Origin of the sequence: Campylobacter sp. IFREMER_LSEM_CL1097 (assembly GCF_025772225.1) — a bacterium.
In the GTDB taxonomy this organism is placed as follows: domain Bacteria; phylum Campylobacterota; class Campylobacteria; order Campylobacterales; family Campylobacteraceae; genus Campylobacter_D; species Campylobacter_D lari_D.
Window position 1 is genome coordinate 87,610 of sequence record NZ_JAKMRT010000001.1, and the last position, 22,944, is coordinate 110,553.

Annotated in this window: 27 protein-coding genes; 3 read left to right on the forward strand and 24 right to left on the reverse strand. The window is 27.6% G+C overall.

Features of this window, described 5'->3' with window-relative positions; all coding sequences use genetic code 11:
* Positions 1-2: 2 nt before the first annotated feature.
* The 7 genes from L8W64_RS00465 to L8W64_RS00495 all read right to left on the reverse strand — a co-directional run bounded on the left by L8W64_RS00465 (position 3) and on the right by L8W64_RS00495 (position 2,646).
* On the reverse strand, positions 3-209 hold the full coding sequence (locus tag L8W64_RS00465; protein WP_263672589.1) for a hypothetical protein: 207 nt from the start codon (positions 207-209) through the stop codon (positions 3-5).
* On the reverse strand, positions 193-567 hold the full coding sequence (locus L8W64_RS00470) for a hypothetical protein (RefSeq protein WP_047208322.1): 375 nt from the start codon (positions 565-567) through the stop codon (positions 193-195). Before L8W64_RS00470 ends, L8W64_RS00465 begins: the two co-directional genes overlap by 17 nt.
* Entirely contained in the window at positions 564-1,430 is an 867-nt protein-coding gene (locus tag L8W64_RS00475) for a hypothetical protein (RefSeq protein ID WP_257395780.1), read from the reverse strand. Before L8W64_RS00475 ends, L8W64_RS00470 begins: the two co-directional genes overlap by 4 nt.
* A 20-nt stretch (positions 1,431-1,450) precedes the next feature.
* Positions 1,451-1,609, reverse strand: coding sequence for a hypothetical protein (locus L8W64_RS00480; RefSeq protein WP_012661539.1), 159 nt, complete (start codon positions 1,607-1,609; stop codon positions 1,451-1,453).
* A 2-nt stretch (positions 1,610-1,611) separates the two neighbouring features.
* A complete protein-coding gene (locus tag L8W64_RS00485) occupies positions 1,612-1,791 on the reverse strand; it encodes a hypothetical protein (protein ID WP_263672590.1) in 180 nt (59 codons plus the stop codon).
* A 348-nt stretch (positions 1,792-2,139) separates the two neighbouring features.
* Positions 2,140-2,439 carry a hypothetical protein gene (locus L8W64_RS00490; RefSeq protein ID WP_012661541.1) on the reverse strand — a complete coding sequence of 100 codons (300 nt, stop codon included), beginning with the start codon at positions 2,437-2,439 and terminating at the stop codon, positions 2,140-2,142.
* Positions 2,440-2,646, reverse strand: coding sequence for a hypothetical protein (locus tag L8W64_RS00495; protein WP_263672591.1), 207 nt, complete (start codon positions 2,644-2,646; stop codon positions 2,440-2,442).
* A gap of 232 nt (positions 2,647-2,878) precedes the next feature.
* Here L8W64_RS00495 and L8W64_RS00500 point away from each other — a divergent pair, with 232 nt between their 5' ends.
* From L8W64_RS00500 to L8W64_RS00510, 3 genes are all read left to right on the forward strand, one after another.
* Positions 2,879-3,523, forward strand: a complete 645-nt coding sequence (locus L8W64_RS00500) for a S24 family peptidase (protein ID WP_263672593.1) — start codon at positions 2,879-2,881, stop codon at positions 3,521-3,523.
* An 877-nt stretch (positions 3,524-4,400) separates the two neighbouring features.
* On the forward strand, positions 4,401-5,444 hold the full coding sequence (locus L8W64_RS00505) for a type I restriction endonuclease (RefSeq protein ID WP_214126394.1): 1,044 nt from the start codon (positions 4,401-4,403) through the stop codon (positions 5,442-5,444).
* Positions 5,445-5,534: 90 nt separating this feature from the next.
* On the forward strand, positions 5,535-7,322 hold the full coding sequence (locus tag L8W64_RS00510; protein ID WP_263672595.1) for a KAP family NTPase: 1,788 nt from the start codon (positions 5,535-5,537) through the stop codon (positions 7,320-7,322).
* Here the strand turns inward: L8W64_RS00510 and L8W64_RS00515 are convergent.
* From L8W64_RS00515 to L8W64_RS00595, 17 genes are all read right to left on the reverse strand, one after another.
* Positions 7,303-7,455 (reverse strand): hypothetical protein, encoded by a 153-nt coding sequence (locus L8W64_RS00515; protein ID WP_235362394.1) that lies wholly within the window; start codon positions 7,453-7,455, stop codon positions 7,303-7,305. The two genes, L8W64_RS00510 and L8W64_RS00515, sit on opposite strands and share 20 nt — an antisense overlap.
* Positions 7,439-7,831 carry a hypothetical protein gene (locus L8W64_RS00520; protein WP_257395775.1) on the reverse strand — a complete coding sequence of 131 codons (393 nt, stop codon included), beginning with the start codon at positions 7,829-7,831 and terminating at the stop codon, positions 7,439-7,441. The genes L8W64_RS00515 and L8W64_RS00520 overlap by 17 nt, the downstream gene beginning before the upstream one ends.
* Before the next feature lie 238 nt (positions 7,832-8,069).
* On the reverse strand, positions 8,070-8,537 hold the full coding sequence (locus tag L8W64_RS00525) for a DUF5675 family protein (protein ID WP_257395774.1): 468 nt from the start codon (positions 8,535-8,537) through the stop codon (positions 8,070-8,072).
* Positions 8,538-9,773 (reverse strand): hypothetical protein, encoded by a 1,236-nt coding sequence (locus tag L8W64_RS00530; RefSeq protein ID WP_257395773.1) that lies wholly within the window; start codon positions 9,771-9,773, stop codon positions 8,538-8,540.
* The gene (locus L8W64_RS00535) at positions 9,774-10,145 is read right to left on the reverse strand and encodes a DUF1353 domain-containing protein (protein WP_214098826.1); all 372 of its coding nucleotides are present in this window, start codon (positions 10,143-10,145) and stop codon (positions 9,774-9,776) included.
* On the reverse strand, positions 10,126-10,623 hold the full coding sequence (locus tag L8W64_RS00540; protein ID WP_214135135.1) for a hypothetical protein: 498 nt from the start codon (positions 10,621-10,623) through the stop codon (positions 10,126-10,128). The genes L8W64_RS00535 and L8W64_RS00540 overlap by 20 nt, the downstream gene beginning before the upstream one ends.
* 1 nt (position 10,624) lies before the next feature.
* Positions 10,625-11,260, reverse strand: a complete 636-nt coding sequence (locus tag L8W64_RS00545) for a DUF4376 domain-containing protein (RefSeq protein WP_263672597.1) — start codon at positions 11,258-11,260, stop codon at positions 10,625-10,627.
* Positions 11,261-11,269: 9 nt separating this feature from the next.
* Positions 11,270-11,719 (reverse strand): hypothetical protein, encoded by a 450-nt coding sequence (locus tag L8W64_RS00550; protein ID WP_012661555.1) that lies wholly within the window; start codon positions 11,717-11,719, stop codon positions 11,270-11,272.
* A 1-nt stretch (position 11,720) separates the two neighbouring features.
* Positions 11,721-13,313 (reverse strand): hypothetical protein, encoded by a 1,593-nt coding sequence (locus L8W64_RS00555; RefSeq protein WP_257395771.1) that lies wholly within the window; start codon positions 13,311-13,313, stop codon positions 11,721-11,723.
* Positions 13,313-13,924 carry a hypothetical protein gene (locus tag L8W64_RS00560; protein WP_257395770.1) on the reverse strand — a complete coding sequence of 204 codons (612 nt, stop codon included), beginning with the start codon at positions 13,922-13,924 and terminating at the stop codon, positions 13,313-13,315. Before L8W64_RS00560 ends, L8W64_RS00555 begins: the two co-directional genes overlap by 1 nt.
* Positions 13,911-14,237 (reverse strand): hypothetical protein, encoded by a 327-nt coding sequence (locus L8W64_RS00565; protein ID WP_012661558.1) that lies wholly within the window; start codon positions 14,235-14,237, stop codon positions 13,911-13,913. The genes L8W64_RS00560 and L8W64_RS00565 overlap by 14 nt, the downstream gene beginning before the upstream one ends.
* 9 nt (positions 14,238-14,246) lie before the next feature.
* Complete coding sequence (locus L8W64_RS00570; RefSeq protein WP_012661559.1) at positions 14,247-14,684, reverse strand: head-tail connector protein; 438 nt, start codon at positions 14,682-14,684, stop codon at positions 14,247-14,249.
* Complete coding sequence (locus L8W64_RS00575; RefSeq protein ID WP_263672598.1) at positions 14,681-14,995, reverse strand: hypothetical protein; 315 nt, start codon at positions 14,993-14,995, stop codon at positions 14,681-14,683. Before L8W64_RS00575 ends, L8W64_RS00570 begins: the two co-directional genes overlap by 4 nt.
* A 10-nt stretch (positions 14,996-15,005) precedes the next feature.
* Positions 15,006-16,166, reverse strand: a complete 1,161-nt coding sequence (locus L8W64_RS00580) for a phage major capsid protein (RefSeq protein WP_012661561.1) — start codon at positions 16,164-16,166, stop codon at positions 15,006-15,008.
* 10 nt (positions 16,167-16,176) lie between these two features.
* The gene (locus L8W64_RS00585; RefSeq protein ID WP_066006888.1) at positions 16,177-16,728 is read right to left on the reverse strand and encodes an HK97 family phage prohead protease; all 552 of its coding nucleotides are present in this window, start codon (positions 16,726-16,728) and stop codon (positions 16,177-16,179) included.
* Between the two features lie 81 nt (positions 16,729-16,809).
* The gene (locus L8W64_RS00590) at positions 16,810-17,679 is read right to left on the reverse strand and encodes a hypothetical protein (RefSeq protein WP_139493088.1); all 870 of its coding nucleotides are present in this window, start codon (positions 17,677-17,679) and stop codon (positions 16,810-16,812) included.
* On the reverse strand, positions 17,676-22,904 hold the full coding sequence (locus tag L8W64_RS00595) for a hypothetical protein (protein WP_257399148.1): 5,229 nt from the start codon (positions 22,902-22,904) through the stop codon (positions 17,676-17,678). Before L8W64_RS00595 ends, L8W64_RS00590 begins: the two co-directional genes overlap by 4 nt.
* Positions 22,905-22,944: the final 40 nt, after the last annotated feature.

Genomic DNA, 22,944 nt, shown 5'->3' on the forward strand with positions numbered 1-22,944 from the left:
GTTTATTCTTCTTTATTTTCTTGATTGAAAAGATTAGGTTCTTTCATTTGCTCAAGCTCTCTTATGGTTGTTTTTAAATCTTCTTTATATTCTTTAATGGCTGAATTTAAAGCACTTCTTTCATACTCTGCATGCTCTATAGCTTTATGTAAAGATACAATTTTCATAGATAGCTCTTTTAGATTATTTTGATTATCTATGTTTTCCATTTTTACTCCTTTTTATAATATTTTCAAGCATATCTATACCCCTTTGAAGTATTTGTTTTTCTTCTGTTGTTCTTGATTTAAGCTCATTAGTGTTTTTTGAGCAAATATCGTAAAATACAAAATCAATGCGTTTATAAAGTTTGATTTTTTTCTTGTATTCACATCTTAAGTCATTTTTGATACTTTCTTTGTTTCTTTCAAACAAATCTATAGCAAAAGGATTATCAAAATAAAAACACAGCATTCTTTCATTTGCACTATTGATAATCCTTGCTTCTTTCAAACTATATTTTAAGTCATTTTTTAAACATGCACGAGCTATTTCATTAGCTTCAATTATATGTGTTATGATACTCATGCAACATCCTTTAATGCATATGGTTTTATATCTTTTGTCCATCTTGGATTGATTAAATATTTTGTTTGTTTAATAAGTAATAGTTCTTTTGTAAAGCTATATGTTTTACCTAGTAAAGCTATAAAATCATATATAAAATCCAAAGCATCGTGAATGTGTTTATGCTGTATGTATTTTAAAAATTTATAGTTTAGTTTGAAAGTTAATTCTAATCTTTTCCAGTCTTTAAATTCTTCTTTGATTTTTTCTTTGTGATAACTAGTCTGCTTTTCATACTTATCATAAATCAAAATTCTATCAAGATCAAAAAAATTACTATGCACCCCATTTACATAAAGAGATTTTTTATAAAAAACCATTTCGCCTTTGATTTTTTTATTTAAAGACAACTCATGCAAATGTTCTTCATATTTTCTCATAGAAGCACTTTCATCACAAAAATCACAAGCTATATCAAAACTATAAGCCTTAAACCTCTTAACCATTTTACTTAACACCTTATACACATCAGCTACCACACTTTTGCTAGGCTGAAAAAGACCATTAAACTGTACTTCTACATAAAAGTCTTTTTTCTTTTTATTTTTTCTAGCAACTTCATGGGTGTCTTTTGAATTTTCTATCACTATTATGGTATTTGATAAACTTTTATTTCTAGGTTTGATGTTTATGTACCTAACCTTAAACTCATAAAACTTATCTTTTGTTTTGATATTTTTAAACTTCTCTTTTGTGTATTTTTCTATAGCTTTATTGCGGTTTGTTTTTCTAAGCTTTGTATATAAATCATGTTTTTTAAGAAATTTATAAAATGCAAATTTTGGGATTACAAATTTGATACTATCATAGCCTATGTTTTGCATTTTATTCCTTTCTTTTTTTGTTATTTTGCTACCTTATCAAAACCTTTTTTCATAACTAAAGATTTTGAATTTGCCTTTGTAAGTTTAAATCCTTTTGAGCTAAGCTCACTTATTAAACTTTCTATTTCTCTTGCTTTTTTAAATGCATCATTTTCTTTTTGTATGGGCTTAAAATTCATTACTATCCTTTCAATAATTCTTTTGCTTTTATCAAGAGTTTTTTTAGGTCATCTAGGTTAGATCTTAAATCATCCTCATCGCACTCTTCCATGTAGTCAATTAAATCTAAGCATTCTTTGTTAATTAAAGCCAAAGCTCTTGCGTGTTCTATGGCTGTGTTAATTTTTTCTTTAAAAGACATTTTCTTCCTTTTTATAGTGCATAAATGGAAGTTAAAAACCACCATAAAGGTGGTTACTCAAAATAAAGAAAGCTAATATGGCTTATAAGGGAGTTTAACTCCCATTTAAACACTACTTATGTCAAAACATAGAGCCTGCATTCAAAGTTATTTAAACTTTTGGTATTTTGACCATTTAACAAAGCTTTTTAAAAAAGCCCACTTTCCCACCCGTCGCCGTGGAGTGTGATAAATAAAGAACACGCTAGCTTGATCACCAAGCTAGCTATAAGGAAATTCACTTAAAACCTAGTTTCAAGCTTTTAAAAACCTTTTAAGCACACTTAGAAAATGTGCTTAATGAGGTTTTCAAGCTACCTCATCAATTTCTTTTAAAAGTTCAGAAATCTCCTGTATGGTTTTTGTTTTTTCTTCTATCAAAGCTGTAAATTTTTTATGCTTTAGTTTTAAATCTTTCAATCTCTTAGATAATCTCAAATCCTCATTCAAAAAACCAAGTCTTAAAAGTGCTTTTTCTACTTTAGAATTTGTTTTGCTTTTATTGCTAAGCCAAACCTTTAAAGTTTGATTTTTCAAATTTAATTTTCTTTCCATTTCATCAAAAGTTTTTAACCCTAACTTTTCTTGAATTTTCTCTTTAATGCACATTCAATTACCCTCATAATGAACTATGATGGTTTCAAATAAACCATCACTAATAGCTTCTAGTTTTACAAAATTATGATCAAGTAAAAAATTCAAAGCTTCATTAAATTCACTTTCTTTTATGTTCATTCTTTTAAAAAGCGTGTCTTTTTTTATAGATTTTTCTTTGCTGAGTATATTTGATATGGTGTTTGCGTATGCTCTTATCATTTTGTTTCCTTTATCTTTATGATTACAAACATAACCGATAAGATAGCTATAATCACACCAGCTATAATCCAATCTTGCATTATGTATCCTTTTTTATACTTAAGCAAAAAGTTGGTATTCTTTTTGCTAAAAAATAATTATTTTTATGTTTTAAAATTAATTATTTTGTGAAATTATAAAAAAAATATACTCATTTGTCAAGTTATATTTTACATTTGAAAGGTATCTTTTTATGGAAGTAAAAGAAATATTGAAAAAATGGATGCTAGAACAAAATTTGAAAACCTATAAAGAACTAGCAGATTACCTAGGTGTTGCCGCAAATACCATAGATGTTTGGAAACAAAGAGGTTATATACCTGAAAAAAATATACTTAAATATACTCAAATGAATATAAATAACACAAACGACATAGAAAATATAGTTAAAATCAGATATTTTCCTAATGTTTACGCTAGTGCAGGTTTTGGAAACGGTAACAGCGATGAAAACTTTCAAACTATATGTCTTGATAAAAATTTTTTAGTAGAAATATTAGGTATTCCTTACAAAACACAATATGATATGATAAAAATATTTGGCGATAGCATGGAACCTTTTATACAAAATGGAAGTTTTGTTATAGTTGATACTAGTAAAAATTCTCTCGATAAGATCAAAAATGCTGATGTAGCTATTTTTAGATACGATGGTGAATTATTTTGCAAACGCATAAGAAAAAATGTCCTTGATGATGAAATTATCATAAGTAGTGATAATATAGGTTTTGAAGACAAAAAAATTAAAAAATCTGCATTAAAAGACTATGTATTTTTAGGTGTTGTAATTTGCTCGTGTAACACTAAAATATTCTTAAATCAAATAGAAAGGGTTTAAAATAAAATATTATATTCCTTCTAAACTATCAAAATTTATAGATGACAATCTAGGTTATCATGTTCTTTATTTGATAGGAATTGTTTTTATTTTGTGTTTTAAACTACATTCTTTCTTGCTTATTTTGGGTTTTATATTAATTACTATTGTAACAATTATAGATTTATATCATATTATTAAAAAAATTAATCTTACCAAACTATATAATATCTTGGTATTTTTTGGGTTGTATTATATAGCTGAATTTTTTTCAAGAAATGTAGTTTATATAGTTGTAGATAATGTACCAGATAGCTATAGCTATGCTATTAATATTTTAAATATTATACATATTATTTCAATATTGATTTTTTTTATATCACTCCCTTTGATAGTTATTTTATTAATATCTACACTAATATATATATTGCAAACTATACTTAGCACTATAGGTATAAAATTTAATTTTATAAATCAAATAATTTTTAGTTTTATACTTAAGCGAACTCATTTTAAAAACGAACTCCATGTTATTTATTTTGCATTTTTTGGCACTTTATCCATGCTGTATTTTTTAATTTTTTTAACGAATGTGTATTTTAATGCACTTAGTTTTACTCCTAATATTATTCATATAAGTTCATATTATCAAAATAATAAAATATGCTCAAAAATATCACCTGATTCATATATACATATACTAGGAGATAATAAAGTATCTATATCCCCTTTTAACACTAAATTTGCATTTAACTTAATTACAAACAAGCCTAATTTCACAACCCAAGAATGCAATTAAAAAAATAATGATTTTAAAATATATAAATAATATCTTTTTAAATATAGCTATAATATAATTACCAAAATTTTATTTGGTAATTATATTAAGGGGTAAAATATGGATTTTGAAAATTCTATAAATTCTATAGCGGAAACAATAGCAGAAAGAAAAAATTTAGTAAATACTGAAGAATCAACCAAAATGACTTTCATCATGCCGTTTTTAAAAGCATTGGGGTATGATGTGTTTGATCCAAGCGTAGTAGTCCCTGAATACATAGCCGATATTGGAACAAAAAAAGGTGAAAAAGTAGATTATGCTATTTTCAAAGATGGAAAACCTTTTATATACATAGAAGCTAAAAATCACACTGAAAATTTAAGCAATCACAATAACCAACTAACTAGATATTTTAACACATCACCTAGTGTTAAATTTGCTATTTTAACAAATGGAATAGAATATAGATTTTTTACAGATCTTGATCAAATAAATATAATGGATCAAATTCCTTTTTTAACAATTAATCTTGAAAAATTAAAAGCTAGAGATATTAAAGATTTAAAAAAATTTATATGTTCAGATTTAAATCTAGATGAGATACTAAACACAGCAAAAGAAAAAAAATATTATCAAAGTATACAAGATATCTTCAAAAGAGAGATAGAAAACCCAAGTGATGATTTTGTTGTTCTTTTTGCAAAACAACTCACAGACAAAAGAATGACCGCCTCAACTATTGAGGAATTTAGAACTTATATAAAAAAATCTTTTAAAGAACTTATAAATGATATAGCATATGATAAAATCACTAGTATAAAAAACAATCTTCAAGAAATTAACAACGATGAAGATGAAGAAAGCTACGATGATGAAAAAGAAATTATAACAACAGAAGAAGAACTTCAAGGCTTTTACATAGTAAAATCTATTCTTGCTAGCGCGGGTGCTAACTTGCAAGATATATCCTACAAAGATACTTTAAGCTATTTTGCAATCTTGTATCAAAATAGAGTAACAAAATGGATATGTAGGTTAAATTTTACAAAAACAAAAAAATGGGTAAGTTTCCCAGATGACACATACGAACAAATAGAAAAACTAGAAGATTTGTATAAATTGCAAGATAAGATCATCAAGTCATATAATGATAGAAAGTAATTTCTATCATTAAGATAAAATACAATGTATATATTTGCGATCATAGGTGCTATTTTTTATTGGATATTTATTATATGCTTAATAATATACATGATTCAAAGTGTATATAAAAAAGAACTGTATTTTTTTACTAACAATAAAATTATCAATTATTTAATATCAAAAGAAAAACAATGTTTGGTTATTTTGGGGTCTTGGGGCTGTGGAAAAACATATTTTTGGAAACAAATAGAAAAAGAAATTACTTTAAACCTTAATAGTAAAAAAGTTATCTATATAGATCTTTTTGGCAAAGAAAGCTATAAACAAGTAATAGAAGAAATAGTAGTAAGTTTACATGGAAATTATAATAATATTACAAAAAAAACTTTTAAAGGTTTAGAAGGTTTAATTAAAGGTGCAAGTGGTGGTTTAATAAATATAGATAGTGATGTTATTTTTTCCTTTTTAAAAAAAGAAGATTTTGAAAAAATCATTGTATGTCTTGATAACATAGAAAGAAAATCAGATAACCTTCCTTTGAAAGAAATTTTAGGACTTGTAAATTTACTCAAAGAAGAAAAAGAATGTAATGTTGTTATGATTCTCAATAAAGATGAGTTAAAAAAACAAAATGACAATTCAGATAATAATAAAGAGGGTAAACAAGATACTAAAGACTGGTATCAAGAATACAAAGAAAAAGTTGTTGATTGCGAATATATCATAAAAGACAATAACGAAATTGCCAAAGATATTATTATAGAAAAATTAAAAGTACAAGATGAAGTCTTAAAAGATGATTTAAAAAATATTATTTTTACATATTATAAAGAGCATTTAAATAACAACTTAAGGCTTTTGCTAAAATCATTGGAACATATAAACCATTTCAACGATATATGTTTCATGAAATTTTACAATAAAGAAAATCATGATAATTTTATACATATTTTAAAAAATCACTACTATTCAAATATATTACAAGCTATATCAGATTATTATATACCAACAGAAAATATATTTGAAAATACTGACGATATGTATATCATAACATCAGATTATATGAAAAACTTTTTTACTATAGATAAAGCAGATATAGAAAAAATAAATTATGATTTCACTAGTCGTCTTCAAAACCTAATAGATATGCATTTTCGTACTGTTTATAATATGTTTTATGCGTACAATAGCAATGATATAGAGTATAGTAAAGCAATAGAAGATCTTGTGAAAATGTTTTTATCTATTAAAGATAAATATTCTTGGGATAATTTTAAAGGAGAATTTTATTGTGAAAGATTTTTACAAATTGCTTATTTATATAAAAGGATAACTAATAAAAAACTAGATATTACAGATGAAATCATAAAATTTTTTATTAAAAGCAACGGCAATTCAATTCCTTTCAAAAGTAATAGTAATTTAACTTCTTTTAAAAGATTACGAACACTGATTGCTATTCAGCCTAAATATGCAGAATTTTACGAAAATACTAGAAAATTTCACAAAACAGATTATAGAATAGAAATGATATTTGAATATTATAAAGAACCTGGCTTTAAAATCTTTCATAATTCCCAAATAGATAATTTTAATAGATATAAACTTCAATCTATCATTGATTGTTTTAAAAACAACAATCAATTTTACATGGATTTTATTTATTTTTTTAGCCTTCCAGCTAATGACTCTACGGAACATTCTCAAAATTGTATTAGTATATCCGATTATAAAAAATACTTAAAAATAATAGATTCAAATAATCTATTTCGAGCATTTAATGATTTTATTAATCAAAATGAATATAAATTTAAAAAGAAACAATTAATAAAAACTACTACCAGATATGATAAAAATATCTTATCAGAACTATTACTCACTCATTCAACTCCTTAATTTTATCTATATTGATCTCACATTGCTTATAGTGGTAAAAAAGCTCGCTATAAGCTTTTAATATATCTTTTTCATCTTGCACTATAGGTTTATGCGCTCTATCAAATTCTAAAAGCTCATTTGGTATTTGCACTTTTTGAATTTGTATTTTGGTTAATACTTGTGTTTTGCTCCCACAGCCTATCAAGCATAGCATTAAAAAGCTTAGTAGTGTTAGTTTCATTGCTTTTGGATATATAGTTTTTAACATCATCAACCCTTACTTTGATTTGATTTTTTTGAGTATTTGCATGAAAGAGTGCTTTTAGCTCTTGTTCGTGTCTTGCTTTCAACTCCTGAGTAATCCTCGTGAGTTCATTATTTACACTCAAAGCCAAATTTAAGTCACTTTGACTTTTTTCTAATTTTGCTTTAGTGCTATCTAACTTAAGATATAAAAATACATTAAGCATAAGCATTAGAGCTAAAGCAATATAAAGCTTTGTGTTTTTAAATAAAAGATTTATCATTTCTTATTTTAGAAGTTTAAGTAAGATTTGAGTATAATTTCAAAGGGTGGAACACCAAAGGTGGCCGCCTTTGGTGTTAATCAACACTCAGTTAGGTGGTGATTAAATTGAACCATAAAATTCTAGTAATAATTATACTACTTTGTATAATTATAGTCAAGGCTTATTAGCTTTGATTTCCCCTTTAAAAGGGGAGCTAGAATACCACCTTTGGCCTACTTAAACTTTTATCTCCTTTCTAAAATTCGTTCGTGATTTCTAATTTTATATTTGATAAATCTTGTTGATATAGCAAATCATATAATTTTTTACAAGCTTGTCTGCTTTGACCGACACTTTCATCGCTCTTGGTTAAACCTAGTAAAATACAACCTTTTGTATCTTTGTCTGTATTTCCCCAATGGATTAAAATGTGTCTATCAAAAGGTACATCATCGTTGTAGATATTTACAACGCTATCATCATCGTTTAAAACCTTAACTCCTGCTACTACCCTTTTACCTTTATCATTAAAACTAGATAGTGTATGTCTTTTTAGATTATAAACTCCAGCAGGAACTCTTAAGTCTTTATCTCTTTCAGCACCTTCTTTATCTTCTTCTAAAGAAAAACACTCAAAAAGAATATTTTCTTTTTCATCTAAGACTTTAAACTCTCCTATGACACAAGTATTTCTTAAATACTTTCTAGTTAATTTTAGTTTCATTTATTCTCCTTTTGGTGTAATTAAAAACAAATTTGCATATCTCCCATAATCTTTATAAAGATTATTTTCATCATTATTTGTATTTGTTTGATTATTGAACTCAGCTTGAGTTGCATTTTCAAAAATATATCCAGCGTGATTTTCATTTTCTTTGGCAGTACCAAAAGGTGGTAAAACTTGAACTTCATAAGGAATAATCTCTTTAATTACATCAGCTTTTGCGATAATCTTTTCAACACTTAAACTATGTATATAAACTTGTCCATAATACCCAGTACCTCTTGCAAAAAATTTATTAGGAACTTCATCGTTAAAAAGTATGATTTCTACCTCATACTCTCCATTTGAATTCCATAAGCTACAAGTTGTCCAAGATTGACCACTTGCAGCAGTATTGTCAAAATTAAAATAACGCATTAAAGATTGATGGATATTATGAGTAGATCTATAAATACCAGTTGTTTTAATTTTTCCTAAAACTTCATCTTTAGTTAATACTTGAGAAAGACAATCTATTCTTTGTGGTTGTACGGAATTAGAAGTTCCACCTAAACCACTTTTTTGTATAATAAAATTACCTTCATCATAATTTGTGCTTAAACTCTCATCAAGTTTTACAGTATGAGCAAAGCCGTTAGAAAAAGCAAATAACACATCACTCAAACAACCACCATATTGCCCTGATAAGGTTCGGACTTTAAATTTTATTTTTGTATATTCTTCATTAGCTAACTTTTTCTTAGAAAACAAATCAAGCCATACTGAACCTTTTCCTTGATTTCTTATGCATAAATAAATAGTAGAGCTTTCCTCATTAACATAATTTATTAGTGTTCCAACTTCAGCTTTTATATCAGGATTTGGCAACTCATAAGAAGTGATAAAACCTGCATCTTTTTGTGGTAGATTACTTACAATTTCTTCCACTATAGGTTGTAATTCTTCTTTGGAAACACCTTCGCCTTTTAAAGAAGCTAAAAACTCATCTTCACTTTTTCCTGTATTGCCTTCTTTGCCAAGCCAAATTTCATAAGCACTTTTTCCATCTTCTCCGGTATCGCCTTTTTCGCCTTTATAATTGCCATTTCCTAAAATTTCTAATATATTTTTTTTAACTTGCTCATCATCTAATTTCACTCCATTTTTATAAAGCTCTTTTAAAACTTTCAAACTCTCATCAAAATCTTTATTTAGTTCTTTTGTGTTTTTGCTAATTTCTTCTAATATACTGTGCATTTAAATTCCTTTCAAAAAACATTTAACCACATGGAATGTATTACACGCATGATAAAAAATAAAAGTCTTTACTTTAGAGCAACCAAGCTCACTCATAGCTTCTTTTAAAACTTTATCTGCTAGCTTATAATCATCTTTTGAATATGCTTTTTGGCATAAATAATCATGCACGATGCTAGCACTAAAGTACTCACTTTTATATGGAGGATAAATACTCCAAAAAATGCGTGGCACTGAAGCACCATCACTAATAAAACCTTTTGGCACGATAAAATTTAAACCACACAAACTAACTTCAAATTCTTTTACAACTTCAAATCTATCTTTGCCAAAAGGTTTAACTATAACCCTTTTAAGTGTTTTTCTTATCATCTTGCCTACCCTTTTCTTCTTCTTTTATATAAGTATTTGTTTTTAAAAAACCGCTTGAAAAATTCTTTATTTTCTCAACTGCAATATTGTAAATATCTACTTCAGCTATTGCCTTTCTTGTTTTTATACATTGAATATTAATCATCACAGAAAGGATTTCTCCTAAAATCAAGAAGCTAAAACTATAATCTACAAAATAATATAAAGCATCTATTTGCTTTGCACCCAAAGCAAACATAAAAGGTATTCCTAACATTAAAAACTTTGACAAAAGATCAGAAAAGGTATAAGCCTTAACACTTTCATTTAAAGCTAAAGTTCTGCAAAAACCTACTATTGCTGAAAATATAAAAATAACAAACAAAGTAAAAGCTTGAGCTTCTTTAATACCAGTATATGCTAAAAACTGAAAGAAAAAAGCTAAGATAAAAGAACCTCCAAATAAAGCTATATTGGCTGAATTTTCTAAATGCGACATATTAATCCTCCCAAACAATAGCTTCTAAATCTTGTTCAGATTCAGCTTGTTCTATTCTTTCTTTTAAAATATTTGCTTTAAAGGTAATTTCTTGGGTATGAAAAGCTACCATTGAAGCAAATTTTAAAAAATCTTGTGGTGTAAAAGTTACTTTTTCGTCATTTACATCAATCCAAATGATTTCAGAAATTGAGTTAGTTCCACTTTGCATATCAAGCATTAAATTAGTTACAGCTCCATTGATATTAAGCTTGTCTTTTTCTCTTGTTTGGAAAGCATGCTCATTATAAATAAGTCCGCCTTCTAAAGCTTCATCTCTTTTAGCTCTTATTTCATCAAGCTTGATTGTTTTTAGTTCTTCTAAGCTTTTTTGGCGTACTTCATATTTTATATGAAAGATATTACTTAGCTCATCAAATTCTTCTTTTCTAACAAGCTCTTGGCTTTTTTCATCAAAACTTGGCAATTCTTGCTCACTCACTCTAGCAAAACCAAGAGCTTTAAGCTCATCATCATTTAATTTACTTAAAAAATAAGTATCTTCTCCTTCTAATTCTTCCTCATCTACTTTAATAATAACTTTTTTTAAATACACATCTTCATTAAAAAAAACCTTATCATCTATCTTGTAAAACATCTTTCCTCCTTAGTTATAATAAAATGTCAAGTTTCCACGACATTGCAAATTACAATCGCTAGTATTCCACCCTGCTTGTGCGTTGTGACTACCTGTTTGATATGAAGAAAATCTAATTTTATTTGAGTTTATAGCGCCAAATTTTATTTTTGCTTTCACTGGTATTTTTTTATTAGCTGTGTATGATCTTGATGGACCATAAAAACGATGTGAATTAGCATAATTATTCCAAGTTATATCAATAGAATTTGCTGAAGTTTTATTATTCATGTTGTTTGCAGTCCAAACTTCTCCTACAACTAAAACTTCTTTATTTGCTAAATTAGCAGGCATAACATATTCATTAGGTCTTACTAGATTATTTAAACTAAACATATAATTATAATTAGCCACGCCTCCGCCAAGTTCTGGAGGTAAATTAACTTGAAATATTGAATTTGCAAGCATTAGAGTATTCATATTAAGACCTTACTAATCTGATGTTATTTGCTGCTATGCAAAAATAAGCAAAGGTCTCAGTTCCACTAAAACCACTTTGTGCTATTCTAAATTTAAATGGTGCTTTAAAAGATTTTATGTTTTGACAATTATTTATGGTTATGGTTCCACTTTTACCTGCCCCACCCCAATTAGCTATACCCAACTCTGTATTTGCATTTGCTGTTAAAATAAAATGTTGAGCTTGTCTTAAGTCTATGTTTGTTGAACCTACTGTTCCTAAATTTTTAATACCACCACCATAATCTACATACCACTTTCTAGCTAAATGATTATCAGCTGTTGGATTAACTGCACAATTTGGAATAAGCTTAAAAGTAGTATTTCCATTTAAATTAGTAGTTCCATTTGCCGTTAAAGCACCACTTAAAGTTATATTTCCGTTTATTGTCTTGTTTCCTTCTATAGAAACTTTTGTTTTCAAAGCCTCATCTAACATTTTTTTATTTACAAGTCTTTTTTCTTCTAATATAGCCTCCAATTCCTCTTTTTTTTCATCTAAATCTTTTTGAATTTGATTAATCTCTTCTTCAAGTCTTGCTTTTTCTTCTTCTAAAGAAGATACATCGCCAGGTGGAACTTTGTTAAGCTCTTCTTGAATTTGATTTTTTATATTTTCTAATTCATCTTTTTTACTATTTAATTCTTGTTCTTTTTCTAATACTTCATTCTCATGTTTTTCTTGAACATCATCTTTATTTTGCAAATCACCAAGCAAAGAAAGTATATATTTAATATTTTCATCTTTTTGATCAACCCAAATATATGGCTCTATCTTTAAATCATGCTTTAAAATCCAAGCATTATCATCTGTTGTTCTTATATGTATAAAATACTCTCCGGTGCTTTGCTTTTTCCAAATATCACCCAAGTTAGCCTTACTTGGTTCTTCTTCGCTGGTGTGAGTTGGAATATAAACACTTGGATTTTCAGGACTTGTCCAAGTTTTACCGCTACTAGTTTGTACATATACAAAATATTCTCCGGTGCTTTGTTTTTTCCAAATATCACCCAAGTTAGCCTTACTTGGTTCTTCTTCGCTGATAAAAGCAGGTTTTAATTCTTTTGGCAAAGCAGGATTAACCCAAGCTTTATTATCTAAAACTTTCTCACAAACATAAATCTCCCCTTGCATAATGTTTTCATCATCAAGAGGTTTAAACCAAACACTTCCTTCTTTTTTTTGACTTGGTGGTGTTTTTTGAATAAAGTTTATTGTCGGATTTTGTAAAAATTGCAATATTTGTGCTGTTGATTTTTTAAACCATATTTGGTTTAATTTAGGACTAACCGGCTCATTATCACTACTTGCAAAATCAAAAGGATAAACCACTTGCTTATAAAGTTCTTCAAGAATTTCAAGCTTTTCTTTGCTTAAAGCTTCATAAGAAGCTATAGCTTCTTTTACCTTTTCTTCAAATTTATCAATATGTTCTAATATATGTTCATCTATTTTTTCTTTGCTATTGTACAAGTATTCTCTTATAGCTATGATATCTTTACTTGCTTGTTCTAAAATTGTATAAAGCATAAGAGGTGTAGGCTTTTGATTCATTATTCTTCTCCTTTAAAAATTTGATTTATTTCATTTTGCATATTAAGCAGATCTAATAAGTCTTTTAAAATTTTTATAGTATGTTTAGTATCTTCTTTGTTGTTTAAAACTTCAATGATTAATTGCTCATTGTTAGGTATTTCTTTTTGGCTAAGCTTTATCATATTGCTTTCCCATAAAAAACGCTCAATAGAAATATTATGAGCTAAAGATTGACTTAAAGCAGTGTAATCAGCCCCTAAGTAATTATCATTTATTCTTTCTATAATTTCAAAACCCTTTTCATCTATCAAACTTAGCAATTCTTCTGTTTTATTTTGTGTATGTAAAAATAAGGCTTGCTCTAATTCTTTTGCATATTTTAAGAGTTTTAGTTTTTCTTCATTTGCTTCTAAATCAATCTCTTCTAGTTTTAAGTTTATAAAAGACACCAATTCATCTGATTTTTGAGAAATAAATTCACTAAGTTCATTAATTTCTTTTGACAAGCTATTTAATTCTTTTCCAAAAGGGTTTAAAGATCTTACAAAGGCATCTGCTTGCTTATCAAAATCTATAGGATTTTCTAAATCTGGTGGTGATGGTAATTGACTGATTTTAGTTGTAATCATCTATTTTTCTCGCTTTTATTTTTAAAAATCTTTTACTCATACCCTCATCTTGTATGCTTAAAATTTCATATCTACCACCTTCAAACTCGATCAGATAAGACATGTCAAGCTCTAAAAATCTAACTTCGAACTCGCAAAAAGAAGTTTTGTTTGTTATGTTGCCTTGTTCTTTATTTTCAACGATTAAATTTTTACAACTTGCAAATATTTCTTTTATAAAAACTACCTCATCATAATCTAGCTCTTGAAATTCATTTTTACTTTGCATTTTTTTATATATTTTTAAACGATGTTTAAGTTCTTTTGCTTTCATTTAACAACCTTAGAAGAAGGATATTTTATATCTATTGATAAGAGCTTTACTTATATTAGGAAAACTTGTGTTTTCAAAAGCGTGCAAACAATAGTTTTTAAGCCAAAGCTTTATATCTTCTGGAAGCTCTTCATAACCTAAATTAACAATCATTCTTCCACTACCTTCACAATACAAAACATTGGAATTTGTTTTAAATTCTGCTTTGAATTGTGCATTCTCTAAAGAATTAAATGGGGCTAACACAACTCTTTCATTGAAAAAAGATATTTCATAATTATTCTTAACCAATATGCGATTAGTTCTGTTTTCAAATTCTGTTATGGCAGCTTTTAAAGACTGCTTTATGCTTTCATCAAAAACTTCACTATCTATTCTTAGAAATTCTCTTAATTCTTTTATGTTTATAAGAGTTTTTTCAGGTGCATTTAATTCTTTAATAATCATTTTTTGCCCTTACCTTTTTGTTTTTGCTGAGCTTCATCTACTTGTTCATCTACTTGTTCATCTACTTGTTCATCTACTTGTTCATCTACTTGTTCATCTACTTGTTCATCTACTTGTTCATCTACTTGTTCTTCTACTTGTTCTTCTACTTGTTCTTCTACTTGTTCTTCTACTTGTTCTTGCTCTATAAGTATCTTTACAATATTTCTCTTTTGAAGTCGTAGAGCTTCTTTATCATTAAGCTCTACCACATCACCTTTTCTATAAAAAACATCACCACTTAAACAAAATAAAAATTCAACTTTTTTCATGACTTAGACTTTAAGAAGGAGTTACTATTTTACAAACTGCTTCATCTGTGATTAATTTAGCATCAAGTCTTGATCTAACTTTAATTCCAACTAAATCATTTTGAGCATACAATTCATTTAATCTCGTAAAGCTCATAGTTTCTCTATCCCAAATTTCATAAAAACTAAAATCACCGAAGATAGCAGGAATTTTATTAGCACCAAAACCATCTAATGAAGAACAATAGATTACTTTTTTACCTAAAATAGTGTCATATCCACCAGAACTAAGCGCTGGCATCCATAAAGGTCTACCATCTCCATCGACTAATTTATAAAGAGCTTTCATAAAATCATCCCCAACAAGCCAGCATGCATTAGATCTATATGCACTTTTTAATGTAAAAAATGCATCAATTACATCATTGCTTGTAATGCCACTATTACTTGCTAATTCATATTTTGTTTTTGTATTTACAATACCTGTTGGTTTTTTATTTCCATCGCCTTTTATAAATGCTTCTTCCTCTGCTTGTGCAATTTTTTCGGCACTCTTTCTAATTAAAAAACTTTCTAAATTTGAGATATTATCATTTAGTAATTCTTCACTAATTTTAATAATACCTCCCAATTTGTATGCTCCAATAGTTAATTTTGAAAAAGAAGCACTTGCCTCATTAAAACTAGCCATTTCATCAATCCAACCAAAACCACTTATATCTTCAAGTATAGGTATATCTTGATTTGTGGATGATTTTTGCACAGTAGCTATTTTCCTAATTACACTAAGATCTGTCAATTTTGATCTAATTTTTGATTGCAATGTTGTAGGAACTAAAACACCGCCTTTATCACCTGAAGCTTCGTTTAATGCATCTCTTTGCAAAGATGTGTCTATAACTCCACTTCTTAAGTATTTAACAAAAGATCTCATAGAGTCTCTTTCTTCTTCTTTTTGTGGATGTGGATTTTGTTCTAATCTTATACTTGTAACTTCATTTAAAAATTTTTCTCTTTTTTGCTCTTCTTCAAGTCTTAAAAGCTCACTGCGTTTGCTTTCAAAATCTTTAAGCATTTCATTATATTTTTGTTCTTCATCTGTGCTAAATGCTCTTTTTTCATTTTTTGCTTTATTAGAAAGCTCTAACATCTGCTTATGTAAAGCACCTATTTCTTCTCTTATTTTTTGCATTATCTCTCCTTTAAAGTGTTTTAATCATAAGCTCTAGCTCGCGTTCTCTTGCTTGGGCTAAAGCTTTAGCTTCTTTTTGTGTTTGCTCATCAAAAAAGCGTTTTTTTGCATTTTTATCTGCACCTTTCCAAACAGCACTAAGTTCAAAAATTTCAAACTCATTTACAAGTACTTTCTTGGGATTGCTGTCTTTATCTATAGTTTGTTTTAAGATTTTATATCCGATAGATACATCACTTAAAATTCCATCTTTGTATTTTTTAAAAATATTTTGACTTCTCTCATCTTTTGCAAAAATACAGTCACAAACCAATTCGTTATTTTCAACTCTTATATTCTCAATTTTTGCTATAGCATTATCTACGCTCGGATTATGGTCTGTAAAAAGTGTTCTTAATTCGTTATATCTTGCACCGGAGATATCTAATTCCTCAAGATATTCACCCATATCCCAATCCCAACGCTTACAAGCATTAGAATTTGAAATCATGACAAAACTTAATATATTATTATCATTGTCTATATTTCTTATTTTTGCAGTATCTGATCTAACAAAGTTCATATTTTTCCTTAAAATATGTTTTGTATAGATTTTATAAATTTTTTGAGGCGTTTAAATGCGTGTTAGCTTGATATAAAAATTTTATATCAAACCTTGTATATTTAATTTAATTTGTAAAAAGTCATAGTCTTCAATAGGAGCTGAATAATCTTTTAAAATACCAAAAGTGGTCAGTTTTTTAAACCCATTTTCACTTTCATCTGCAATAAATAGTGTCTTTTTATTATAAATGCTTTCAATTAAATCATCATAGTAATCAAAATGAGCTTTTTCTAAGGCAACTATAAATTCTAAAAATTTCGCTTTTTTACCATCTACTACAGTAGTATGTCCCCATTCATTTGTGTTTGTTTTAGAATAATTAAGATAAGTAAGATTAGCAGGGTGTATAGTAATACCTAATTTTTCTTTTTTACCCAAAAGTATATGTCCAACATTAGCAATATCATTTAGAGCATAGAATGTTATTTTTATTTTAGAATTAATGGGATATTTAAAAAATATAAAATCATCTTTGTTGATTTTAAATCTACCAAAAAAATATTCCCACCATGTGCGAGATTTTCTGTAAAATAGTGATTTTTCATAAATAACCCTTTTATCCAATGTTTGTATTTTAATCTTGGATAAATTGGCATTTAATACAGCTAAGGCATCAAAACTTTCTTTAACATCTATAATAACACTCCAAGTTTTATTGTCTTTACTTTGCGTATTTACCTCATCATCAAAACATGCATTTTCATTTGTAGGACGCATTTTTACCCATTTATCGAAATAAACATCTGGTTCTTCATGTTTGTCTTCATCGCTAGCACTTTTATAAATATATCCCTTAAAAGAAACCTCATCGTTGATCTTATATGTTTTATCTTTATCCCAAAGAGCTGTATTATCTTTGCTTATGGTATTTTGCTCTATGATAAACTCCAAAGGTCTTACTATAATCATTTCTCAATCCTTTCTACAATTTCTCTTGTTTGTTTTGTAAGAATTGACATATCCATACAAAGTCTTTTAATGCCTTTATCTACATTGTCTACTTTTGTAATTAATCCATCAAATTTAGAATTTAATTGCTTAAAGCCATTATCTATACCTTTAGAAAGAGCTGTTTCTAATCTTTCAAATATATTAGAAACATCAACCTTTAATCCCTTACCATCTTTTAACGGAATAACTGCCTCAGGATATCCATTTTCTCCTATAATAGCATTTGTTTTTTGTGTTATTATTCCACCATCTGCAAAAGCGAGCGCTTTTTTATTAGGGTTTTTTATTTCTTGATTTAATTCACTATCTACTTTATTAGAATTGTTTTGATACGCAAGCAAAGCATATTTTAAATTTTCTATAGCAGCCACACTTAAAGTACTACCATTTTTTAATTCTTTAATCATACCTTCTAAGTATTTTGCTATAGGTGAATCTTTTCCAAGATACTTAATCATTTCCTGAACTTCTTTTTGGCTTTGCTCTAAAAGAGTTTCTCTATATTTTTTTAATTCTTCTAAAGTCATAGAAGATGTATCTTTTATAGTTTCTTGAAGTTTTTCATTTAATTTTTCATTTTCTAATGTGATTTTGGCAATCTCATCTTGTATTGTATTTAAATCAGCTTCACCTCCTAAATCCTTCATATCATTAGCCATTTTTAACATTTGAAATTGATATTCTTCATAAGATGATGAATTTCTTAAGTCATTTGCTTTGGCACTTGCTGCCTGCTTTAGTTCTTCAAAGGAAGATGAATTAAAATTATTATTTTTAAAATCATCGCTAGCTTTTTTTAGTAATTTTTCATAGTTTTTACTTATCATTTGAGGTGTTTGAATAGTTTGCTTAATCAAATTATCACTAAAGCTAGCAAGAGATGATAAAATATTTTTTTGATTGTTTAAATTTTCTAAAAGTTTATTGTTTTCATTAATTTTAATTTTGGCATATTCTTTTGAATTCTCATCTTCATATGCTTTTATAAGCTCATCAACCTTAGCTAACTCATTCAAATGCTCTGATGAAAAAACTAAACCACCTTGCTCTTTCATTATTTGTTCAAAGGAAGTGATAATGGCTATTAATTGTTTTCTAAGTTCAGTATTACCAGTGCTTAAAAAATCATTTATTCCTTCATATCCAAGCTCTAACAACTTATCATTAGCACTAAAAATATCTTTAAAAATATCTTGTTCTTCTTTACTTAGATCATCTTTTAATCCACCCATTATAGTAGCATACTGATTAAGCAAATCATTAACTTTAAAAACACTAGTATCCAATCCATTAACACCTGCAAAACTTTGATTTATCTGCATTAATTCACTTGTTTTATTAATAATGGTTTGCAAGATGTTATTTACTTGCTCATTTGCACTTGCTAAAGCTTGTAACAATTGCTCCCAAGCTTCTACATTTTCAGTTGAAAAATCATTTCTTAAGCTTTCATTATAAGCCTCATTAAGTTTATCTAGTGAAATTTGTGAAATATTTTTAAATTCATCTTCTTTTAACCCTAAGATATCAAAACCACCACTTACATTTCTAATGGCAGTTTTTAGTGCATACATGGTATCATCTAGAGTAATTTTTGCCACCTTCACAGGATCATTTTTATATATTTGACTTAAAATATTACTTTGCATACTCATAAACTGACCAAATTGCTTAGAAAGTTGCTGTGCATAAGATATATTTGCTTCTTTAGCAGCTTGCTGTATGGCTTTGATTTGTTCGTTAATTAATTCATTATCATCAGTATTTAAAAAACTTTTTAATAAAGCATTTGGAACGGCTGTATCTATAAGAGAATTGCCACTATATTTCCCTGCGTTTATTTCGTATTTGTCTAAATTTGCCCCTAACCTTTCTAATAATGCATATTGATTATCCAAAAATAGATTAAGTTCTTTTATCTTTCTATCATTTATATTTTGATATTCAGTCCAACTTTTTTTACTAAACCACCCTTTCTTTTGATAATCAATATAGCTTTGCAAATTTCCTTGTGAAAAATGATCTTTAAAATTTATATCTTGCCAAAGTCTTAGACCACTTCCGGTAGCTTTAGTTTTTCCAAAAATTCCACCTATAACACTACCTAAAAGACCACCTACCAAAGTACCTATACCAGGTGCTATTAAAGAACCCAAAACTCCTCCTATAGCACCACCACTTCCAGCATGAGTATCAGCTTTAAATAACATATCTCCAAGCTTTCCTATACCATAACCCAAAAGACCACCACTTAATGCATTAGTAGCTAAACCACCAACAAAACCCAAAGTAGAACCAATACCACCGGCTAAAGCTCCATTTATACCGCCAATACCTAAAGAACTCCATAAAGCACCAGAACTAAAAGAAGTTAAAGCAGTCCCTCCAAAAAAACTACCAAGATATGCACTTCCTAAACTTAAAATATTGCTTCCTAGTGTTCCTATATTTTTTATTAAATTAGAAAAATTTTGAAACACAGAAGTAAAACTATCACCAATACTGCTAAAATTAAAACTACTAAAACTTTGTATTTTTTCAAATGTAGAGCCACTTAAAATACCTTCTAATGCATTAAATCCACTTAGCACATTAGATACACCATTTAACACATCTTGTCCTTTTTTAACCTCTCCATTAGAAGATATAATAACTTCTTTACCATCTATAACACCGGTAAAATTTCCATTATTATCTTTTTTTAAACCTAAATCTTGAGAAATTAAACTAACATTTTGATAAGAATTGTTCGCACCCATTAATGAATTTGTAAAAATGCTTGATATTGATCCGCTAATAGAACTAATAGCAGGTGATAGCATATCCATAGCTAAGGATTTGCCTAAACCTATGAATAATTCTTTTAAATTTTTTATTTTTCCTTCTATAAAATCAAAAAAACGACTTTCTATGGTTCTTTGCATATTTGCTATCATCTTAAGATAATCATTTTCTACATTTTTAAATGTTTTTGATGCATTTTTTTCTACATTTAGAAAAGCTTCTTTTTGCGTCTTTATAAGTTTTTGGAGATCTTCTTTATCTAAAATATCTACAAATTTCTCTCTTAATTCTATTTCTTTCAAAGCCCAAGCTTCTTGTTTTTTACCAACACTTTCATAAAATTCAAGCATTAAACTCTTATAGGATTGAAATTCTTTTTCACTCTCTTTTAAATCAAGATCTATAATCATTTCTTCTTTAGCTTTTTGTATAGTTTTACTATCAAAACCTATTTCTTTGAAATGTTTTAATTTTTCATTGATAGATTCCAAGCTTTTTTCATACTCACTCATAGTGATTTGTGAAAGTTCTTTGAGTGCTTGATTTTGCTCTTTTATGATTTGAGTATGCTTTTCTTGAGCAAGTTTTGCTTTTTCTTCTTGATCTAGTATTCTTTTAACCTCATCAGCTTTAACAGCATGAGCTAATGCATTAGATATAATGTTTACCTGCTCTACTAAAGCATTATTTTGCTCCCAATTATTAATACTAACAAGTTCTAATAATTTTTTATTTAAATCATCTAAAGCTTTGTTTGTTTTTTCTAACTCTTGGCTTTCTATTTTTGGAATTTGAATTTTTGTTATTAATTCAACTGCATCCTTTAACTCCTTATTGAGCTTTTCTACACTCTTTAGTTTTACCTCCTCTTTTGCATTTTGCTTAATTTTATCATCTAAAAATGCTATTTTTTGAGCAATATTTGCTATCTCTCTTGCATCTTCAACACTTTGTTCTCTAATAGCCCCCATAAAAGAAAAATCTATTTTTTGTAGATAAGAGATTGCTTTTTTATAATCATCCCCTATGATTTCAAATGAATATTCTTTTAAAAAATTTCCTATTGTGTTTTGAAAGCTTCCAATATCTGATATACTTTCCAACTCTTTTTCTAATTGCTCTTTTTGTTTTTTCAAATCTTCTATATCTAAAATTTCAATTTTTCTTTTAAAAGAAGAATTTAACTTTTCTGTTTTCTCATACGCTTTATCTAAAGCATCTTCTATAGCAAACAACCTTTCTATTAAAACTAAAGGTATAGCATTCTTGGCAACATTTGATAACGCTTTAAATCCCCTAGATAAAACAATAGTTCTTTTATTTATTTCATTTATACTTTGAGTATTAGAAAGCAACCCGACTCTTTGTAGATATAAAGCATTTTTAGTATCTAGTATCGAAGCTTTTAGTTCTAAAAATCCTTTAGATAAAATCGGAGCTATTTTAGAGTATGCCTTTAAGCTAGCAAAAGCCAAAGAAACATTAATAAGTATAGGTGTTAAACTCTGAAAAGTTTTAATAAAACTAGAAATACTATCTTTATTTTCTTCCATGTAAATATTTAGCTTTAACAAGCTTTCATTTACACTTTCAAATATAGGCTTACTCAGCTCTCTTTTTAATTTATCTATATTTGACTTTAGAAGTCTAACATTATCTTCATATCCTCCAAGAGCTAGCTGAGCAACCTTAACATTTTCACTTGTTTTTTGAATAATTAAATTATATAGATTACCACTTGCATTAGCTTCTTTAATAGCTTCGTTAGTAAGTCCGATTTGTTTTAAAAACCTACCAAGATCAGAACTTGATAATACAGCTCCATCTCCAAGACCATCTATTGTCATTTTCAGCTGTTCTACTCCAAGACCTGATATTTTAAGAGTTTGCATTAAATTTTCAAAAGATTTTATACTTTCATCAAAATTCATATTTTTTGAAGCACCTGCATAAAAACTAGAAAAAATATCCGCTAAATCTGATACAGCATATCCTGACTTAGCAGATAAATTATTAAACTGCTCTAGTGTTTTAGCGCTTTGTTTTAATGACAATTGATATTTTTCTTGTATATTTAGTGTCTTACCAAAAGATGTAACATTGGATGAATTTACAGCTATTAAGGAAGCTATATTCTTCTTTGTTTTTTCATATTGAGCATTTAATTCTATAAAAGATTTGGCATAATTACTCACGCTATCAAACATAGCTTTATAACCATGATAGCTTTGCACAAAATGTGCATTCATATCTAGTATCGCTTTAGATAGACCCAAAAAGCTTTCTTTGGTATCTTTTGTTTTTTGATTTAGATTAACAAAGCTTTGGTTTAACTTATTAACACTAACCACTCCTTTATTTGTATCAACACTTATACCAACTTTTACATTTTTTGCCACTTTAATTTCCTTTTATATATAATTTAGCTAGAATGAAAAC

Coding starts and splice junctions, on each gene's coding strand:
- L8W64_RS00465 (WP_263672589.1), bottom strand. CDS start 209: ATGGAAAACATAGATAATCAAAATAATCTAAAAGAGCTATCTATGAAA.
- L8W64_RS00470 (WP_047208322.1), bottom strand. CDS start 567: ATGAGTATCATAACACATATAATTGAAGCTAATGAAATAGCTCGTGCA.
- L8W64_RS00475 (WP_257395780.1), bottom strand. CDS start 1,430: ATGCAAAACATAGGCTATGATAGTATCAAATTTGTAATCCCAAAATTT.
- L8W64_RS00480 (WP_012661539.1), bottom strand. CDS start 1,609: ATGAATTTTAAGCCCATACAAAAAGAAAATGATGCATTTAAAAAAGCA.
- L8W64_RS00485 (WP_263672590.1), bottom strand. CDS start 1,791: ATGTCTTTTAAAGAAAAAATTAACACAGCCATAGAACACGCAAGAGCT.
- L8W64_RS00490 (WP_012661541.1), bottom strand. CDS start 2,439: ATGTGCATTAAAGAGAAAATTCAAGAAAAGTTAGGGTTAAAAACTTTT.
- L8W64_RS00495 (WP_263672591.1), bottom strand. CDS start 2,646: ATGATAAGAGCATACGCAAACACCATATCAAATATACTCAGCAAAGAA.
- L8W64_RS00500 (WP_263672593.1), top strand. CDS start 2,879: ATGGAAGTAAAAGAAATATTGAAAAAATGGATGCTAGAACAAAATTTG.
- L8W64_RS00505 (WP_214126394.1), top strand. CDS start 4,401: ATGGATTTTGAAAATTCTATAAATTCTATAGCGGAAACAATAGCAGAA.
- L8W64_RS00510 (WP_263672595.1), top strand. CDS start 5,535: ATGATTCAAAGTGTATATAAAAAAGAACTGTATTTTTTTACTAACAAT.
- L8W64_RS00520 (WP_257395775.1), bottom strand. CDS start 7,831: ATGATAAATCTTTTATTTAAAAACACAAAGCTTTATATTGCTTTAGCT.
- L8W64_RS00525 (WP_257395774.1), bottom strand. CDS start 8,537: ATGAAACTAAAATTAACTAGAAAGTATTTAAGAAATACTTGTGTCATA.
- L8W64_RS00530 (WP_257395773.1), bottom strand. CDS start 9,773: ATGCACAGTATATTAGAAGAAATTAGCAAAAACACAAAAGAACTAAAT.
- L8W64_RS00535 (WP_214098826.1), bottom strand. CDS start 10,145: ATGATAAGAAAAACACTTAAAAGGGTTATAGTTAAACCTTTTGGCAAA.
- L8W64_RS00540 (WP_214135135.1), bottom strand. CDS start 10,623: ATGTCGCATTTAGAAAATTCAGCCAATATAGCTTTATTTGGAGGTTCT.
- L8W64_RS00545 (WP_263672597.1), bottom strand. CDS start 11,260: ATGTTTTACAAGATAGATGATAAGGTTTTTTTTAATGAAGATGTGTAT.
- L8W64_RS00550 (WP_012661555.1), bottom strand. CDS start 11,719: ATGAATACTCTAATGCTTGCAAATTCAATATTTCAAGTTAATTTACCT.
- L8W64_RS00555 (WP_257395771.1), bottom strand. CDS start 13,313: ATGAATCAAAAGCCTACACCTCTTATGCTTTATACAATTTTAGAACAA.
- L8W64_RS00560 (WP_257395770.1), bottom strand. CDS start 13,924: ATGATTACAACTAAAATCAGTCAATTACCATCACCACCAGATTTAGAA.
- L8W64_RS00565 (WP_012661558.1), bottom strand. CDS start 14,237: ATGAAAGCAAAAGAACTTAAACATCGTTTAAAAATATATAAAAAAATG.
- L8W64_RS00570 (WP_012661559.1), bottom strand. CDS start 14,684: ATGATTATTAAAGAATTAAATGCACCTGAAAAAACTCTTATAAACATA.
- L8W64_RS00575 (WP_263672598.1), bottom strand. CDS start 14,995: ATGAAAAAAGTTGAATTTTTATTTTGTTTAAGTGGTGATGTTTTTTAT.
- L8W64_RS00580 (WP_012661561.1), bottom strand. CDS start 16,166: ATGCAAAAAATAAGAGAAGAAATAGGTGCTTTACATAAGCAGATGTTA.
- L8W64_RS00585 (WP_066006888.1), bottom strand. CDS start 16,728: ATGAACTTTGTTAGATCAGATACTGCAAAAATAAGAAATATAGACAAT.
- L8W64_RS00590 (WP_139493088.1), bottom strand. CDS start 17,679: ATGATTATAGTAAGACCTTTGGAGTTTATCATAGAGCAAAATACCATA.